At 69.6% G+C, this 14930-nt stretch carries 12 protein-coding genes; 1 reads left to right on the forward strand and 11 read right to left on the reverse strand.

Going from position 1 to position 14930, the window contains the following annotated elements:
- Positions 1-23 precede the first annotated feature (23 nt).
- Genes QNA08_RS10150 through QNA08_RS10160 form a run of 3 tightly spaced genes read right to left on the reverse strand, consistent with a single transcriptional unit; the run spans position 24 to position 1884 of the window.
- On the reverse strand, positions 24-329 hold the full coding sequence (locus tag QNA08_RS10150) for an AzlD family protein (RefSeq protein WP_283740580.1): 306 nt from the start codon (positions 327-329) through the stop codon (positions 24-26).
- On the reverse strand, positions 326-1057 hold the full coding sequence (locus QNA08_RS10155) for an AzlC family ABC transporter permease (RefSeq protein WP_283740581.1): 732 nt from the start codon (positions 1055-1057) through the stop codon (positions 326-328). The genes QNA08_RS10150 and QNA08_RS10155 overlap by 4 nt, the downstream gene beginning before the upstream one ends.
- Positions 1054-1884 (reverse strand): AraC family transcriptional regulator, encoded by an 831-nt coding sequence (locus tag QNA08_RS10160; protein ID WP_283740582.1) that lies wholly within the window; start codon positions 1882-1884, stop codon positions 1054-1056. Before QNA08_RS10160 ends, QNA08_RS10155 begins: the two co-directional genes overlap by 4 nt.
- A 314-nt stretch (positions 1885-2198) precedes the next feature.
- Between QNA08_RS10160 and QNA08_RS10165 the strand changes: the two genes are divergently transcribed.
- Positions 2199-3245 (forward strand): YdcF family protein, encoded by a 1047-nt coding sequence (locus QNA08_RS10165; protein WP_283740583.1) that lies wholly within the window; start codon positions 2199-2201, stop codon positions 3243-3245.
- A gap of 18 nt (positions 3246-3263) precedes the next feature.
- Here the strand turns inward: QNA08_RS10165 and ligA are convergent, their stop codons facing one another.
- The 8 genes from ligA to QNA08_RS10205 all read right to left on the reverse strand — a co-directional run bounded on the left by ligA (position 3264) and on the right by QNA08_RS10205 (position 14854).
- Positions 3264-5387 carry an NAD-dependent DNA ligase LigA gene (ligA, locus tag QNA08_RS10170; RefSeq protein WP_283740584.1) on the reverse strand — a complete coding sequence of 708 codons (2124 nt, stop codon included), beginning with the start codon at positions 5385-5387 and terminating at the stop codon, positions 3264-3266.
- 125 nt (positions 5388-5512) lie between these two features.
- Positions 5513-7180: a DNA repair protein RecN gene (recN, locus tag QNA08_RS10175; protein ID WP_283740585.1), complete on the reverse strand. Its 1668-nt coding sequence runs from the start codon at positions 7178-7180 to the stop codon at positions 5513-5515.
- A 27-nt stretch (positions 7181-7207) separates the two neighbouring features.
- Positions 7208-8104, reverse strand: coding sequence for an outer membrane protein assembly factor BamD (locus QNA08_RS10180; protein ID WP_283740586.1), 897 nt, complete (start codon positions 8102-8104; stop codon positions 7208-7210).
- A 336-nt stretch (positions 8105-8440) separates the two neighbouring features.
- Positions 8441-9382, reverse strand: a complete 942-nt coding sequence (gene lpxC / locus QNA08_RS10185) for a UDP-3-O-acyl-N-acetylglucosamine deacetylase (protein ID WP_283740587.1) — start codon at positions 9380-9382, stop codon at positions 8441-8443.
- Between the two features lie 309 nt (positions 9383-9691).
- A complete protein-coding gene (gene ftsZ, locus QNA08_RS10190; protein ID WP_283740588.1) occupies positions 9692-11443 on the reverse strand; it encodes a cell division protein FtsZ in 1752 nt (583 codons plus the stop codon).
- A 131-nt stretch (positions 11444-11574) separates the two neighbouring features.
- The gene (gene ftsA, locus QNA08_RS10195) at positions 11575-12915 is read right to left on the reverse strand and encodes a cell division protein FtsA (RefSeq protein ID WP_283740589.1); all 1341 of its coding nucleotides are present in this window, start codon (positions 12913-12915) and stop codon (positions 11575-11577) included.
- A complete protein-coding gene (locus QNA08_RS10200) occupies positions 12912-13880 on the reverse strand; it encodes a cell division protein FtsQ/DivIB (protein ID WP_422679897.1) in 969 nt (322 codons plus the stop codon). Before QNA08_RS10200 ends, ftsA begins: the two co-directional genes overlap by 4 nt.
- Positions 13881-13930: 50 nt before the next feature.
- Positions 13931-14854 carry a D-alanine--D-alanine ligase gene (locus QNA08_RS10205; protein ID WP_283740591.1) on the reverse strand — a complete coding sequence of 308 codons (924 nt, stop codon included), beginning with the start codon at positions 14852-14854 and terminating at the stop codon, positions 13931-13933.
- Positions 14855-14930 lie beyond the last annotated feature (76 nt).

A 14930-nucleotide genomic window follows, 5' to 3' on the forward strand; every position in this document is an offset into this window, starting at 1 on the left:
GACCCGCGCCCGGCGGGCAGCCGTCAGCCGCCGGCGAGCGTGCGGAAGGCGAGGACCGAGGCCACGCCCACCGCTGTCACCGGCAGGAGCGACAGGCGCGTCGCGGCAAGCGCGGTGACCGCGGCGGCGGCCGTCTCCGGCCAGCCGGTGGCGAGCGCAGTCGGCGCCACGACGGCAAAGAGCACGGCCGGCGGAATGGCGTCGAAGGCCGCCTTGGCGCGTCCGCGCAGAACCAGCCTGTCGGCCAGAAACAGGCCGGCGATGCGCGTGAGATAGGTCACCGCCGACATCGCGAGGATGGCGGCGAGAGTCACGGGGTCGACGGTCATGCCGCATCCTTTCCGTCGGCCGGGTCGGGATCAGCGGCGAAATAGGCCGCGGCAATGCCCGCGGTGGCGCCTGCGGCCACGTGCCAGGGCGCGCCGGCGGTAACCTCGACGAGCGCGGAGGCCGCCCCGCTCGCGGCGATCGTCCAGGCGGTCACACGGCCGCGCCAGAAGGCGGCCACAAGGCCGATGAACAGCGCCGTGAAGGCGAAATCGGCGCCGAGCTGCTTCGGATCGCCCAGGAGCGGACCGAGGATCGAGCCCGTCACCGTCGAGCCGACCCAGGCGATCGGCAACAGCGCCGCCATGACGAACCAGTAGGTCGCCGAGATCGGCTGCGTCAGCGCCCGGCGCTCGGCGAGCGCCCAGGATTCGTCGGTGAGGAAGTAGAAGGCGGCATAGAGTCGCCAGCCGCGGAAGGCGCGCATCTTCGGCCTCAGCGACACCCCCATCAGCACGTGGCGCGCATTGATGAGCAGCGTCGAGAAGACGAGGGCGGCGATCGGCGCGGGCGTCGTCCACAGGCCGATGGCAGCAAATTCCGCGCCGCCCGCGAAGACGAGGCTCGACATCAGCATGACCTCGGCCGGCGCGAGCCCCTTCGCCCGGCACAGCGTGCCGAAGAGGAGGCCGATGGGCACCGCCGCGACCATCACCGGCGCCATGTCGCGCACGCCGGCACGCGCCTCCGCCCACACCGAGGCGGGCCTGACAGGATAGGGAGCGTTCATGGCAAGAAGGCCTGGCGGAAGGCGCCGGGCGTCACGCCGAGGCGTGCCTTGAAGGCGCGGGTGAGATGGGCCTGGTCGCAGAAGCCGACGGCCGACGCGACCGCCGCCACGGTCTCACCGCGCTTCAGCCGGCAGCGCGCCGCAATGACACGCCTGTCGACGAGGAAGGCGTGGGGCGTGAGCCCCATTTCGCGCCGGAAGGCGCGGATGAGATGGTGGCGGGACAGGCGCGCCTCGCGCGCGAGCTCGTCGAGCGTCAGATCGTCAGCGTAGCGCTCGCACAGGAGGTCCCGCACGCGGGCCACTGCGCGCGCCTCGCGCCCCGTCTCCTCCGGCGTCAGCACCGCATGCCGCACGAGGCAATGCGCGTAGAAGCGGTAGAGCTGCTCGTCGGCCGCGAGCGCGTCGCCCCCCGCCTCGATCGCCCGATGGGCCAAGGTGAAGAGCGCGACGCCCTGGGGATCGCACACCTGCGGCCGCGGGAAGAACGGCGTGCCGACATGGGGATTGCCGGTCACCTCGACGGCGATGCGCCGGATCAGCGCGATGCTCGGATAGGTCATGCGGTAGCTGTAGCCCTCGCCGTAGGGCGCGCCATCGTGCACGTCGTGCGGATTGTTGAAGACGACGTCTCCCGCCCCTGCATAGTGCCGCGCCCCGCGGGAGTTCCAGGTCTCGCAGCCGGCGAGGATGCCGCCGACGGCATAGGTGTCGTGCGTGTGCGGTGCATAGCGGTGGCTGCGGAAAGTGGCTGTCAGGCATTCGAGGCCATCGAAGCGCTCGGCCACGAAGAAGCGCGCCCGTTCGTTGCCGACGAGCCCCGTCATGCACGTGGCCTCCGCCTGGGTAATCGCGTTCATGACACGACTGTAGACCCGAATCGCCGGTCCCTGTCTTGAACAAAAGTGATGCGCCTTCGCGCGAGGCGACGTGCGCACCGATGCAGCCTCGCCCGCGCGTCCGGCACGAGACGCCCGGCCGCTCCGACCCGGCCGCTCTGCGGGCAGCCAATCCGTTCACGGGCAGTGGCATCAAAAAGGTATTTGACTGATCCGAAAGAGGATCGTTCAATCACCGGTCTTCAACCGCCTGTCATGGAAGCGCGCTTCAAGTCGCGCGGCTCAACCGGGGAACGTCACCCATGCGCCTGAAAACCGCCGCCGCAGCTCTCGCCATCGCCTTCGCGCCGTCGCTTGCCCTGGCCTTCGATGCAGGCCAGGCCGCCCGCATCAGGACGCTCGTCGACACCGGCATGCAGTACTACTGGTCCGGCGGCGACGTGAAGAAGGCGGAGGCCGAGGTCTTCAAGGGCATCACCCTGCACGGCCGCTATGACGTGGTGGAGAAGGCCTTCGCCGAGGCCGCGGCACTCGCCCCCGAGCGGCTCGACTTCCGCTACGCGGTGGCCTCCACCCAGATCATCCAGAAGAAGACCAGGGAAGCCCGCGCCACTTACCGCGACATCCTCGCCCGCGATCCCCGTGCCTTCGACGCACAGGCCTGGCTCGCCGCCCTCGCCCGCGTCGAGGCGGATGCGGACGATGCCGCCCTCGCCGACCTCGCCATGGCCGGGCTCGACCGCGCCCGCGCCGAGGCCTACCGCGCCCGCTTCGCGCGCGTCGAGCAGATCCTGGCGGAACGTCCCAATCTCGACGTGCCGGCGTTGCCCGGCCGCGTCACCATCGTCGTGCTCGGCTATGCGCTCGCCAAGGACGGCACGGCGCAGAACCCGCTCCTCGATCGCCTCGAAGTCGCCCTGAAGGCGGCGGCAGCCAATCCGGCCGCGCGCATCATGGTGACGGGCGGCCAGCCGCAGGCCGGCGTCACCGAGGGCGACGTCATGACCAAGTGGCTCGTCGACAAGGGCGTGGACCGCGACCGCATCCTCATCGAGGACAAGTCGAAGGACACGGTCGGCAACGTGCTCAACGTCGCCAACCTCCTGAAGCGCCACACCACCGACAGCATCGTCCTCGTGACGAGCGCAAGCCACATGCGCCGCGCCCGCACGCTCATCGAAGATGCGCTGAGGCAGTACGACATTGCGGCCCCCGTGCTGCCCGTCGCGGCGCTCGACTTCCCCTCCGTCGAGGAGGCGGCCAGGGTGACGAAGGACGAGCGGCTTGTCGTCTACCGCGACCTCATGCGCGTCTCCGGCCTGTGGGCCTATCCCGGCCTGCAGCAGTAGTGGCGGCGTGGCGGCGCCTCACCGCTCGCCGACGAGTTCGAACCAGCCGTCCTCGTCGATGACCCGGACGCCGAACTCGGTTGCCTTGGCGAGCTTGGAGCCGGCGCCGGGGCCGGCGACGACGAGGTCGGTCTTCTTCGACACCGAACCCGCCACCTTGGCGCCGAGGCGCTCGGCCATGGCCTTCGCCTCATCGCGCGACATGCGCTCGAGCGAGCCGGTGAAGACCACGGTCTTGCCGGCGACCGGGCTCTCCGTGGCCACGGCCGCGACGGCCTCGGGCGTCACCTCGCGCAGGAGGGCGTCGAGCGTTTCCTCGTTGTGCGGCTCGGCGAAGAACTCGACGATCGCCTCCGCCACGATCTCGCCGATGCCCTCGATGGCGTTGAGCTCGGCCCAGGCGTCGCTCCTGTGGTCGACCGCGGCCCGCATCCCCTCGCGCAGGGCTTCGAAGCTGCCGTAGTGACGCGCGAGAAGCTTCGCCGTCGTCTCGCCGACGTGACGGATGCCGAGTGCGAAGATGAAGCGGTTGAGCGGCACACGCCGGCGCGCCTCGATGGCGGCGAAGAGATTGCGCACGCTCGTCTCGCCGAAGCCCTCGCGGTTCTTCAGCTTCTGGAACTCGCTCGCCTCGTCGCGCGCCTGCAGGGTGAAGATATCCTGCGGGCTGCGCACGAGACCCTCGGCGAAGAAATATTCGATCTGCTTGTCGCCGAGCCCGTCGATGTCGAGGGCGTCGCGCGAGACGAAGTGTTTCAGCCGCTCGACCGCCTGGGCCGGACAGGTGAGGCCGCCCGTGCAGCGGCGCACCACATCCTCCTTGCCGGTGCGGGGATTGACCTCGCGCACCGCGTGGCTGCCGCACACGGGACAGACGGTCGGGAAGACGTAGGGCTGAGCGTCCGCCGGGCGCCGCTCCGGCACGATGCCGAGCACCTGGGGAATGACGTCGCCCGCCCGCTGCACGATGACCGTGTCGCTGATGCGCACGTCCTTGCGCGCGATCTCGTCCTCGTTGTGCAGGGTGGCGTTGGCGACGACCACGCCGCCCACCGTCACGGGCTTGAGCTTGGCGACCGGCGTCAGCGCACCGGTGCGCCCGACCTGGATCTCGATATCGAGGAGTTCGGTCGTCGCCTTCTCGGCCGGGAACTTGTGGGCGATGGCCCAGCGCGGCGAGCGCGACACGAAGCCGAGGCGGCTTTGCAGGGCGAGGGAGTTGACCTTGTAGACCACCCCGTCGATGTCGTAGCCGAGATTTGCGCGTTCGGCCTCGATGGCGCGGTAGTGCGCCATGAGCTCGTCGATGCCCGTGCAGACCCTCATCAGCGGGTTGGTCGGCAGGCCCCAGCGTGCGAAGGCCTCGATGACGCCCATCTGCGTCTCCGCCGGCAGATCCGAGCGGTCGCCCCAGGCATAGGCGAAGAAGGCGAGCGGGCGGGAGGCCGTGATCGAGGGATCGAGCTGGCGCAGGGAGCCTGCCGCCGCATTGCGCGGATTGGCGAAGACAGGCTTGCCCGCGGCCGCCTGCCGCTCGTTGAGCGCGGCGAAATCGGCATGGCGCATGTAGACCTCGCCACGCACCTCCATCACGGAGGGCACGTCGTCGCCTGCGAGCCGCTGCGGGATCGGCGCCACGGTGCGGGCATTGGCGGTCACATCCTCGCCCTCCTCGCCGTCGCCGCGCGTCGCGGCCGTGACGAGGAGCCCGTTCTCGTAGCGCAGGCTGATGGACAGGCCGTCGATCTTCGGCTCCGCCGTGAAGGCGATCGGCTCGGCGTCGCTCAGGCCGAGGAAGCGACGGATGCGGGCCACGAATTCCGCCACGTCCTCCTCGGCGAAGGCGTTGGCGAGCGAGAGCATCGGCACGCGGTGGCGCACCTTGGCGAATTTCTCCGAGGGTCTGGCACCGACCTTGGCGGTCAGGCTCTCGGGCGTTCTGAGCGCCGGAAAACGCGCCTCGATCGCCTCGTAGCGCCGGCGCAGGGCATCGTATTCGGCGTCCGAGACGACCGGCGCATCCTCCTGGAAGTAGTGCCGGTCGTGCTCGGCGATCTCTTCCGCCAGCGCCGCATATTCGCGCCTGGCTTCGCGCGGCGTCAGCACCTCGACGGCGACGGAGCGGAGATTGGAGGTCGTCATGGGCGCCCTGCGTTGCATTCATCATCCCGCGCCGGACGGGCAGGCGTGAAATCGGGGATCGACTCGGGCCGGAGAATAGCGCGCCGGGCGCCCGGCTTCGACAGGAGGCGGGATCTGCCGGAGGCTTATCCCGCCGCCTGCAGGAGCCTGGCGGCGGCCGCCCTCGCCTCTTCCGTGATGGTCGCGCCGGCAAGCATGCGGGCGATCTCCTCGCGGCGCATCTCGGACTGGAGCGGCGTGACGCGCGTCGCCACGCGGTTGCCCGCGGTCGATTCCTTGGCGATGAGGAAATGACTGCCTGCCCGCGCCGCGACCTGCGGTGCGTGCGTCACCGCCATCACCTGCACGCGCCCCGCAAGGCGCGCCAGTCTCAGGCCGATGGCATCGGCCACAGCGCCGCCGACACCCGTGTCGATCTCGTCGAAGACGAGCGTCGGGGCCGACCCCTTGTCGGCGAGCACCACCTTGAGCGCCAGCATGAAGCGCGAAAGCTCGCCTCCCGATGCCACCTTCATCAGCGCCCCCGGCCGCGTGCCCGGATTGGTCTGCACCCAGAACTCGACGCGGTCGAAGCCCTCGGGCGCGCGGGCGGTCTTATCGACATCGATCTGGGTGATGAAACGGGCGCGTTCGAGCTTCAGCGGCGGCAGTTCCGCATTCACCGCCGCATCGAGCGCCGCAGCTGCCGCCAGCCTCCCCTCGCTCAAGCGCGCCGCCGCAGCGACGTAAGTCGCTTCCGCCTCGTCCACCGCAGCGGCAAGGGCCGCAAGCCGCTCCTCGCCTGCATCGAGGGCGGCGAGATCGGCGGCGAAACGCTCGCGCAGCGCCGCGAGATCGTCCGCCGCCACGTCGAACTTGCGTGCGGCGGCCCGCAGGGCGAAGAGCCGTTCCTCGACCCGCTCCAGTTCACGTGGATCATAGGCCGCGTCGCGCAGCGCCTCCTCCAGCACCGCGCGCGCCTCGTCGAGGGCCACGAGCGCCGCGTCGAGCGCCTTGATACTCGGCTCGACGAGGGATGGCGCCTGCGCCGCGCGCCGTTCCAGCCGGCGCACGGCCGCCGACAGCACCGGCACCGGCGAAGCCTGGCCGCCAACGGTGTCGAAGGCTTCCGCCAGCTCCTTCGCCACCTTCTCGGCCTGCATCATGATCTGCCGGCGTTCGGCGAGCGTCTCCTCCTCGCCCGGCTCGGGGGCGAGCTTCACGAGCTCGTCGACTGCATGGCGGAGGAAATCCGCCTCCTTGCGCGCCGCCGCCACGCGCGCCTCATGGGCGGCGCGGGCGGCGCGCGCCTCTGCGAGCCGTGCCTGGGCCTCGGCCACCGCCCGCGCCTCGGCCTCGAGCCCGCCGAAGGCGTCGAGGATCGCCCGATGTGAGGCGGCATCCACCAGCGCCCGATCGTCGTGCTGGCCGTGGATCTCGACGAGCGTCCCGCCGATCGCCTTCAGCGCCTGCACGCTCACCGGCTGGTCGTTGACGAAGGCGCGCGTGCGTCCGTCCGCATGCTGCACGCGCCGCAGGATGAGTTCGCCGTCGACGGGGATGTCGTAGGCCGCGGCCGCACGCCAGGCCGGATGGTCGCGGCCGACGTCGAAGACGGCAGTGATCTGGCCCTGCGCCTCGCCGTGGCGCACGAGCGAACCGTCACCGCGCCCGCCGAGTGCGAGCGCAAAGGCGTCGAGGAGGATGGACTTGCCGGCGCCGGTCTCGCCGGTGAGCACGCACAATCCGCGATCGAAACTCAGATCGAGGCGATCGATGAGGACGATGTCGCGGATCGCGAGCTGGACGAGCATGCCGCCCCCGGCGAGAGGAGAATGGCGTCAGCCTCCGAGCCCGACGGCGCGCGTGAAGCCGCGGAACTGCCGGCTGATCCAGGAGCCCGTATCCTCGCGCGGCTCGAGGCCGCCGCTCTGCAGGAGCTTGTAGGCGTCCTTGTACCACTGGCTGTCGGGGAAGTTGTGGCCCAGCACGGCTGCCGCCGTCTGGGCCTCGTTGACGATGCCGAGCGCCATGTAGGCCTCGGTGAGGCGCATCAGCGCCTCCTCGACATGGCGTGTGGTCTGATACTTCGAGACGACGTCGCGGAAGCGGTTGATGGCGCCGGTGTAGTTGCGCTTCGTCAGGTAGAAGCGGCCAACCTCCATCTCCTTGCCCGCGAGCTGGTCGCGCACGACCTGGATCTTGAACTTGGCGTCGGAGACGTATTCGGACTTCGGATAGCGGTCGACGAGCTCTTGCAGCGCCACCAGCGCCTTCTCGGTACGCTCCTGGTCGCGCGTCACGTCCGGCACCTGCCGGTAGTAGGACATGGCGAGGAGATACTGCGCATAGGCCGCGTCCGGGCTCGACGGGTGCAGGTTGAGGTAGCGCCGCGCCGCGGTGATCGAATCCTGGTACTCGCCGGCCTCGTAATTGGCATAGGCCGACATGACGAGGGCCTTCTTGCCCCACTGCGAATAGGGATACTGCTTCTCGACGTCGTCGAACTTCTTCACCGCGCCGGTGTAGTTGTGGTCCTGCAGGCGCGACAGACCCTCGTTGTAGGTCTGTTCGGCCGGAACCTCCGGCACGATCTCGGGCTTGTACTTCTCGGACTTGTCGAAGGGATTGAGCGACGACAGCGTATCGCACGCCGCCAGCGACAGGCCCACCGCGACGAGCACGACGGATCGGGCCAGACCGGAGCGTGCGGTCCCAAGCGAAAACGCGAAGCGCATCCCTCGTCTTTCCTCCACGACGGCGCCGCGGAGACGGAGGTGCCCCGCGCGCAGCGCTGTTTAACCCAAAGCCCGGGCGAACGCCAAGCGCCCGACGCTACCCGCGCACCGATATCGCGAACACCGGCGGCGGCCCGCCCCACGCCATCACGCCTGAAAGCGACCATTCGATGGCGACGGGTCCGTTCGACGCCAGCGCTTCACCCGGGTGCGACCAGGCTCATCAGGGAACGGAAGGGCCGGCCTCGCGGTAAACGGCCCGCACCCGCCGGCGCAAGATTCCGCCTTGCAACCCGGCGCCTGCGGCGCGCTGGCGCGGGGTCGGCTGAAGCGGCTTCAGTGCGTATCGGCGGCGAAAGCCGGCAGGGCAGCGCCGATCTCGGCGTGGCCCAGTTCGCGGCGGGCACCGGCCTCGACATAGGCATAGTTGGCGCGATCGGCGAACAGCGCCTCGACGATCGCTACGTTCATGCGATGGCCGCCGCGGTAGGAGCGGTATTCGCCGAGGATGGGCGCGCCGGCGAGCGCGAGGTCGCCGACGGCGTCGAGCAGCTTGTGGCGCACGAACTCGTCGGGGAAACGCAGCCCCTCGGGATTGACGACGCTGTCCTCGCCGATGGCCACCGTGTTGTCGAGCGAAGCGCCGAGCGCGAGTCCGGCCTGCCACAGCCGCTCCACGTCGCGCATGAAACCGAAGGTGCGGGCGCGCGCGACCTCGCGCTTGTAGACCGTCGGCTCGAGGTCGATCACCTTGCGCTGGCGGCCGATGAGCGGCGTCTCGAAGTCGATCTCGACATCGAGGCGGAACCCCTTGTCGAAGGGATTGAGCTCGCAGAAGGCAGCGCCCTGCTGCACGCGCACCGGACGCAGCACCTTGAGGTAGCGCCGTGGCGCGGCCAGCGTTGCGATGCCCGCCTGCTGGATGGCGTCGACGAAGGGCGCCGCACTTCCGTCGAGGATCGGCACCTCCGGTCCGTCGATCTCGACGAGGAGGTTGTCGATGCCGAGGCCCGAAAGCGCCGACATCAGGTGTTCGATCGTCGCCACCGAGCCGGTCGATTGCTCGCCGACGATGGTGCAGAGCTCGGTCGCAGACACGGTGACGTGGCGCGCTTCGATGAGGCGGTCGTTGCCGCCGGGCATGCCGGTGCGCAGGAAGACGACGCCGTGGTTGGCATCCGCAGGATGCAGCACGATTCTGACAGGCTTGCCGGAGTGAACACCCACCCCGGTGAGGACCGCCTGTGCGCGAAGCGTCGTCTGCTTGCTGGATTTCATCGTCGTAGCCCCGGCCAGACTCTACCACACGCCGACATTGCGCCGTCGTCGGGTGAACCTGACCGCCTGTTTGACTGCCTCGGGAGCGGCATACGCGACGCTACACAGGGTATCGCCGCACCCCTCTTTGGTGTTGGCGGACCATAGTCGCCGCCACCCGCGGGGCCAAATCACGCTTTCTTACGGTCTGTTACAAATCGCAACGCTGTCGTAACGATCAATAAGCTTTTGATTTTTCTATGCTTTAAAGAAAGAGGCCCGGGCGGTTTCCGCCCGGGCCGAAATGCGGCGACACCACCGTCGCGCGGTTCAGTTCGCCTGGCGGCGCAGGAAGGCGGGAATCTCAAGCTGATCGTCGTCGATTCCCCGTCCCTGAGTCGGCTGGCGGCCATGCGCGTCGAGCGTCCCCTGGGCCGGGCGGTACCCCTGCGGCGCCGCCGGGCGCTTGGCATATTCGGCGTGCACCGGGGAGGGCATCGGCTGGCGAGACGGCAGCGGCGCTGCCGCCGGCTCGCTGCGCTGCTGCGGCTGCGCCGGGGCCTGCTCGTCGCGACGCCCGAGCCCGACCGAGGCCAGGCGCTGCAGGAGCGTCATGCGCTTGTGGTCGGCGGTCGCGGACGCGGCCGGAGCCTCAACCTCTCCACGGCTCGCGCGGATCTGGTTCTGTGCCGGGAGCGGAAGTTCGTCCACCCGCGGCATCCGCGTAGGGCGGACGACGGCACGCTCCGCCTGCGGCGGAATGAAATGCGCGGCGGGTGCCGGCGGCTCCGCCGCCGGCACCTGCTGCGGCGCCGGCTCGATCATCATGCTCGGGCGCGGCTGGGCCGGCTCAAGCAGCACGTCGTTGCGCACCACGGCCTGCGGCATGGGCGCGGGCTCGGCGGCCGCGGACAGGGCCGGCATGACGGGCATGACGGGCGCCGCCACGACGGGAGCGGGCTCGACGGCCGGCATGCGCGCCATCGTCTCCACCGGAACGGAGCGGAAGGCCGGCGCCGGCTGCGCCGCACGCGCGCGCGCCTCGGCGCGCAGGCGCTCGGCCACCTCGGCGATGCGCTGCTCGGTGGCGGACACGTCCTGCTGGCTGGCGATCAGCGCCTGATCGATGCCGGTCGCGACCACGGACACCCGGATGATGCCCTCGAGGCTCTCGTCGAAGGTGGCGCCGAGGATGATGTTGGCGTCCTGGTCCACCTCCTCGCGGATGCGGGTTGCCGCCTCGTCTACCTCGTAGAGGGTGAGATCGGGGCCGCCGGTGATGGAGATGAGGAGGCCCCGCGCGCCCTTCATCGACACGTCGTCGAGGAGCGGGTTGGCGATCGCCGCCTCGGCGGCGGTGATGGCGCGGTTCTCGCCGGAGGCCTCGCCTGTGCCCATCATCGCCTTGCCCATGCCGCGCATGATGGCGCGCACGTCGGCGAAATCGAGGTTGATGAGGCCTTCCTTCACCATCAGGTCGGTGATGCAGGCCACGCCCGAGTAGAGCACCTGGTCCGCCATGGCGAAGGCGTCGGCGAAGGTCGTCTTCTCGTTCGCTACCCGGAACAGGTTCTGGTTCGGGATGACGATGAGCGTATCGACGGCCTGCTGCAGCTCGTTGATGCCGGCGTCGGCGACCTTCATGCGCCGCTGCCCCTCGAAGTGGAAGGGCTTGGTCACGACGCCCACGGTCAGGATGCCCATGTCGCGCGCCGCACGCGCGATCACGGGAGCCGCGCCGGTGCCGGTGCCGCCGCCCATGCCCGCGGTGATGAACACCATGTGCGCGCCGGACAGCTGGTCACGGATCTCGTCGATGACCTCCTCCGCCGCCGCCCGGCCGATCTCCGGCTGGGAGCCGGCGCCGAGGCCCTCGGTCACCTGCAGCCCCATCTGGATCACGCGGGGGCACCGCGAGCTCGACAGGGCCTGCGCGTCGGTGTTGGCGCAGACGAACTCGACACCCTGGAGCCCGGAATCGATCATGTTGTTGACAGCGTTGCCGCCGGCGCCGCCGACACCGAAGACGGTGATGTGGGGCTTGAGTTCCCGGATGTCCGGGGCCTGCAGGTTGATCGCCATGGTCGTGGCCTCTTCTTTCACACTTGGCGCTCGGCTGCGCGCCCCTCTCCTTCCGGTTCCCCGACCGATACGGCCGCCGCGCCGCCACCGGTCCCGAGCAAATCACCCGCGAATCAGATCACTTTTGTGAATCAGAAACTGTCTCTGATCCAGCGTCCGACGCGGGCAAAATAGCCGTCCGTGCCCGTGCCCAGGAGCATGCCTCCCGAGCGCGGTTCGAAATGTTCGACATGCGCGACCTGCGGATAGACGAGCAGGCCGACCGAAGCCGAGAAGGCCGGCCCCTTGGCCGCCTCCGGCAAACCCTTGATCCCGAGTGGGCGGCCGATGCGCACCTGGCAGGAGCCCTTCGGCCCGCCGAGGATGCGCCTCGCCACCTCCTGGAGGCCGGTGAGCTGTGCCGCACCGCCGGTCAGCACGACGCGCCGTCCCGCCTCGGCGGCGAAGCCGGCCTCCTTCAGGCGGTCGCGCGTCAGTTCGAGGATCTCCTCGACGCGCGGCTTGATGATGCGCACGAGGTGCGATTTCGGCATGTGGTTCGGCACGTCGCGCTCGGCCTCGTCCACCTGCGGCACGGAGACGATCTCGCGCTCGTCCGAGGGCGAGGAGATTGCCGCGCCGTAGAGCGTCTTCAGCCGCTCGGCGGCGGAGACGCGGGTGGACAGGCCGCGCGCGATGTCCATGGTCACGTGATGGCCGCCGACCGCGATCGCATCGACGTGGACGAGGTGCCCGCCCATGAAGACGCCGACGCTCGTGGTGCCGCCGCCCATGTCGACGAGGGCGACGCCCATCTCCGCCTCGTCGTCGACGAGCGCCGAGAGGCCCGCCGCATAGGGCGTGGAAACCACGGCCTCGATGCCGAGATGGCACCGCTCCACGGCCAGCATCAGGTTGCGCGCCGCGGCGATGTCGGCCGTGACCACATGCATGTCGACGCCGAGCTTCTCGCCGATCATGCCCGAAGGATCGAGGACACCCTTCTGGCCGTCGAGGGAGAAGCCGGTCGGCAAGGCGTGCAGCACCGCCCGGCCCGGCCGGATGCTGTGGGCGCTGGCGGCCTCTAGCACCCTGTGGATGTCGCCGTCACCGACCGAGCCGCCCCGCACGGCCACGTTGGCGGCGTAGGACTGCGAGCCGATCCGCCCGCCGGTGAGGCTGACGATGACCGACTGCACCTCCACCTTGGCCATGCGTTCGGCCGCGTCGACAGCCTGGCGGATCGCCTGCTCGGCGGCGTCGAGGTCGACGATGATGCCGCCCTTGAGGCCGAGCGAGCGGTGATGGCCGATGCCGAGAATGCGCGCGAGATGCGTGCGCCCCCGCAGCGTCTCGCTCTCGCTGACCGGCTGCAGCTGCGCGATGAGGCAGACGACCTTGCTCGTGCCCACGTCGAGCACGGACAGGATGGCGCTCTTGCGCGTCGACAGGGGCTTCATCCGCGGCGTCAGGCCCTGCTTGAGAAGGTTCATATGTCGGACCCTCCCCGCGGCATCTTCGGTTTCTTCTTCAGCATGTCGGCTCTGGCGGCGGCAGCCTCCTCGGAGAGGCGCACGGCGACACGGTCGGGCATCCTCAGGTCGATGGTGAGGATGTCCTTGTCGAGGATCCTGTGGTCGCGCTCGAGGCTCGCGAGGCGGGCCACTGCCGCCGCCGCGCCGGTTTCCGGCAGGCGCACGTCCACACCGTTGTCGAGCTTGAGGTTCCAGCGCCGCCCGGAGACGAGCGCGCCGGCGCGGATGCGGTTCCTGAGCGGTCCGGCCGCCTCGAGCAACGCGAGATATTCCCTGGAGCGGTCGTTGGCGTGGTCGCCCACGACGAGCGGCAGGTTGGCAAAGCGCGCATCGTTGAGGAGATCGATGACCGTTCCGTCCGCGGCGATGACGAAGAGCTCGCCGTTGCGCTGCCACAAGGCGTAGGGCTCGCGCTCGACGAGGGTGATGGAGAGCTCACTGGGATAGAGCTTGCGGACGGAGGCCTCGCGGATCATGGGCACGGATTCGAGGCGTCGGCGCACCTCGGCCGCATCCAGGAAGGCAAGCGAGATCTTCGGACTGATGCCGGCTGCGGCGAGCACCTCGCTCTCGGTGAGCTCGGCGATGCCGGAGATCGTCACGTGGTCGATGCCGAGGCCGACCAATCGGGCGAGCGCGTGATGCGGCTCCCCGTAGGTGGCCCGGAAGCTGTCGATGTGGCCGCCGAGCGCGGCGCCGTAGAGGCCGACAACGGCGAAGAAGGCGAGGGTGAGAAGGCTGCCGAGCCCGCGCGGCAGGCGCCGCTCGATGGGCAGGCGAACCGAGGCGCGCGATGCGAAGGACTTGGTGCGGCGGGTCTGCGGCAGGCCCACCATCGCCGCGGAAGCCGATGCGGTGCGGCCGCCGGCAGCGACCGTCGCCAGGGCCAGCCGGGGCTCCCCGGCCAGCATCCCCCCGAACAGGCGCGAACCGACCCGCGTCTGCAGGGCAGCGGGACCGAGGGTCCCGGCTGTCAACGATCGCAGGAGGCGTCCTCCACCATCCATCGGACGAGCTCACCGAACGAGTAACCGGCATACGCCGCGAGTTCGGGCACCAGGCTGGTCTCGGTCATGCCGGGCTGCGTGTTGACCTCGAGGCAGACGATTTCGCCGGTTCCGTCCGGACGGTCGTCGTACCTGAAGTCGGCGCGGCTGACGCCCCGGCAGCCGAGTGCTTGATGCGCCGTTAACGCCAACTGTTGAACGAGTTGGTAAATATTCGGTTTAATTTCGGCCGGAAGGACGTGGATGGAACCGCCCTTCGCATATTTGGCGTCATAGTCGTAGAAGACCCCCGTCGCAGGACGAATATCTATGATTCCCAACGGCTTGTCCCCCATCACGGCACAGGTCAGCTCCCGCCCCGCGACATAGCGCTCGGCGAGCAGGTATTCGCCGTAGGGCCAGTCCGGCCGCGTTAACTCTTGCGGGGGATGCGCGCGCTCCTCGCGCACGATGATGACGCCGACAGAAGAGCCCTCGTTGACGGGCTTGAGCACATACGGGGGCGGCAGCACGTGCCGCTTGGCAGCCTCGCGGCGATGCACGGTGACGCCGTCCGCCACCGGCACGCCGGCAGCGGCCATGACGAGCTTGGCCTTGTCCTTCTGCATGGCGAGGGCGGAGGCGAGCACGCCCGAATGGGTATAGGGAATGCGCAAGACCTCCAGGATGCCCTGGATGGTCCCATCCTCTCCCACTCGTCCGTGCAGCGCGTTGAAGACGACATCGGGCCTGATTCGCTCGAGCACGGCGGCAATGTCGCGCTTCACGTCGATCCGCGTGACGCGGTAGCCCTCGCCTTCCAAGGCCCTGGCGCAGGCTGCGCCCGAGTTGAGGGAGACCTCGCGCTCGGCGGACCATCCGCCCATCAGCACGGCGACATGTTTGCTCATGGAATGCTCCATTGCCCGCCCGGGCCGGGGCAGGAGCGCAAGCCCGGGGCTCGAGAAACCTTGCCGCCCGTTCGGG

The sequence above is a fragment of the Chelatococcus albus genome, from assembly GCF_030067675.1.
In the GTDB taxonomy this organism is placed as follows: domain Bacteria; phylum Pseudomonadota; class Alphaproteobacteria; order Rhizobiales; family Beijerinckiaceae; genus Chelatococcus_A; species Chelatococcus_A albus.